The 2,747-nt window shown below is 78.1% G+C and carries 2 protein-coding genes and 1 pseudogene; 2 read left to right on the forward strand and 1 reads right to left on the reverse strand.

Annotated features, from left to right (window positions below; translation table 11 throughout):
* A pseudogene (locus AB0K09_RS32045) lies at nucleotides 1-461 on the forward strand (hypothetical protein); the annotation flags it as partial.
* Nucleotides 462-564: 103 nt separating this feature from the next.
* Nucleotides 565-2,139, forward strand: coding sequence for an ATP-binding protein (locus tag AB0K09_RS32050; protein ID WP_366068907.1), 1,575 nt, complete (start codon nucleotides 565-567; stop codon nucleotides 2,137-2,139).
* Here the strand turns inward: AB0K09_RS32050 and AB0K09_RS32055 are convergent.
* The coding region (locus tag AB0K09_RS32055) for an MFS transporter (RefSeq protein WP_366068908.1) at nucleotides 2,124-2,747 on the reverse strand (624 nt) is incomplete at its 5' end. The two genes, AB0K09_RS32050 and AB0K09_RS32055, sit on opposite strands and share 16 nt — an antisense overlap.

The following is a 2,747-nucleotide window of genomic DNA, read 5'->3' on the forward strand; positions in this document are numbered from 1 at the left end:
GCCTCGACGGCGTGGCCGGTGAGGGTGACGTCCTCCTGGGCGAACGGCAGCGCCTCGCCGGCGGCGACGCGGACCTGCCAGGCGACCAGGTCGAGCTGGGTCAGGACCCGGTGCCGAAGAAGCTGCGCGACGCCGAGAACCGGACCGCGAACCGGACCGCCGTCGAGCGTGCCGCACGCCCCGTCGCGCCGGCGCCCGCGACCGCCCTCGCCGCGTCACCGGCCGCGCCCGCGGGACCACTGCCGCTGCCGAGCCTGCGCAAGGACCCCTCGCTGCGCTTCAGCGAGGGCGGCCGGGCCCTGCTGCACCTGCTGAGCGTCAACGCCATGGGTGGCGAGCGCTGGCGCGGCCTGCTGGACAGCGTGCCGGCGCACCGCAGGAAGATGGTGGCCCAGGCCGCCCGCCACTGCGCGGAGACCTGGCTGCGCTTCGCGCTGGAACTGGAACGCCGCGCCGTGTGAGGCCCCCGGCCCGTACGGCTGCCCGCGGGGGTCGTGTCCCGTGGGTTCTACTGCACGCGGTGACGGCCGCGAACGGGGGCAGGCGATGGGTGCGGTGAGATCCGTGGGAACCGGTCCGGCGGGACTTCCACCGGACGTACCGGGGTTCACCGGGCGGGATGCCGAGCTGCGGCAGCTCGACCAGCTGATCGGCGAACCGGCCGGCGGCGAGGGCGCGGGGTGCGGGGGCGTCCCGTCGGCCGCCCTGCTGACCGGACCGCCCGGCACGGGCAAGACCGCTCTCGCCGTGCACTGGGCGCACCGCGCGGCCCACCGGTTCCCCGGCGGCCTGCTCTACGCCACGCTGGGCCGGTACGGCGAGGACGAGGAGGCGGCCGCCACACATGAGTTGATGGAACGTTTCCTCCTCGCCCTGGGCGTGCCCGCCGCGCATCTGCCGGCGGCGCGCGCCGACCGGGCGGCCCTCTACCGCCGGGTGCTGACCGGCCGCCGCGTCCTGGTCGTGCTCGACGACCTGCCCGCGCCCGGCTGGATCCGGGCCTTCCTGCCGTCCCCGGGCCCCGGGGCGGTGCTGGCCACCAGCCGTACCCGCGCCCCCGGCCCGTCCCCCGCGCACACCGCGGTCCGGATCGGCCTCGGACCGCTGCCCGGCCCGCAGGCGGCGGAGCTCGTCGCGGCCGTCGCCGGGGCGGAGCGCTGCGCGGCCGAACCCGGGGCCGTCCGGCGGCTGTCGGTGCTGTGCGAGGGACTTCCGCTCGCCCTGCGCGCCGCCGCCGGCCGCCTCGCCGCCTCTCCCGGGCTGTCCGTCCGGGAACTGGCGGACGCGCTCGCCGACGAGGACCGCCGGCTCGACGAACTCGCGGTCCCCGGTGCCTCCGTCCGGCCCCGTTTCGCCCGCCACCACGCCTTCCTCCCCGAGGGCCCGGCCCGGCTGTTCCGCCGGCTCGGCCTGCTCGACCTGCCGGACTTCCCGGCCCGGGCAGGCGGCGTCCTGCTGGGCACGTCCCCGGCCGAGGCCGAGGAGCTGATGGGATGGCTGGCCGAGGCCGGCCTCCTGGAGATCGCCGGCGTGGGCGCCGACGGCACCCCGCACTTCCGCTTCCCCCCGCTGCTGCGCTGCTACGCCCGGGAACGCGCCGAATGGGAGGAGCCGCGCGAGGAACTCCACCGGGCGCGCCGCCGCGCCGCGTCGCTGGCCGCCGAGGCCCGCGCCGGTGACGGCCTCGGACCGGCCCCGGCCCTGCACCGGCTGGCGGCGGCACAGCTGCGCCGCGAACGCTTCGGCGCGGCCGAGGAGTCCTACCGCCGCCTGCTGCGGCTCGCCCGGGGCAGGGGGGACATGCGCGCCGAGGGCTACGCCCTGCTCGGCATCGGCGAGACCCGCGTGGCCTCCGGCCTCTTCGACGAGGCCGAGGACGACCTGGGGGTGGCCCTGGGCGCCGCCGAGCGGGCCGGCGACACCCTGCTGCTGGCCCGGGTGCACCTCGCGCTGGGCCGCTACTGCCGCATACTCCGCCGCACCGGCCGCGCGGGCCGCCACCTCTCCGCCGCCCTGCGCGCGTTCCGCCGCGCCGGCTCCCTCCCCGGCGAACGCCAGGCGGCGGAGGAACTCGCGCTGCTCACGGAACGGCCGGGGCCGCGGCTGCTGGACCTGGTGCCGCGTCAGCCGGTCTGCTGAGGCGCGCCATGCCCGCTCGCCACACGCGGAGCCGGCGCCTGCGGCTCACGCAGCGGCCTCAGCAGGAACCAGCCGAGGGCGGGCAGGGCGATCAGCGGTGCCAGGGCGGCCCGCAGGGTGGTCGCGTCGGCGAGGGCGCCGATCAGCGGGCTCGCGAGGCCCCCGATGCTGACGGTCAGGCCCAGGGTGACGCCGCTCGCGGTGCCCACGCGGCGCGGCAGGTAGTCCTGGCCGAGCGTGACGTGCAGGGAGAACGGCACGTACAGCCCGGCCGAGGTGAGGGCGACGAACAGGTAGAACGGCGGCCCGGGGACGAGGACGACGCCGGCGACGGCCGGGACCGTCAGGGCGTAGGCCCACCGGACGACCGTGACGCGTCCGTGCCGGCCGGCGAGCCGTCCCCCGGCCACCGTGCCCACCGCCCCGCCGAGGTAGAGCGTGAACAGGGCGGCGGTACCGGACAGTTCCCCGCCACCGGTGCGCTGCCGCGCGTAGAGGGAGACGAATGAGCTCAGACCGGTGAACACGACCGAGCGGCAGACGACCGCCCCGGACAGCCGGCCGAAGGACGCCCAGTCGTCCCGGCCGGCGGCCCGGCGCGCCCGGGC

Source organism: Streptomyces sp. NPDC049577, from assembly GCF_040675635.1.
Taxonomy (GTDB): domain Bacteria; phylum Actinomycetota; class Actinomycetes; order Streptomycetales; family Streptomycetaceae; genus Streptomyces.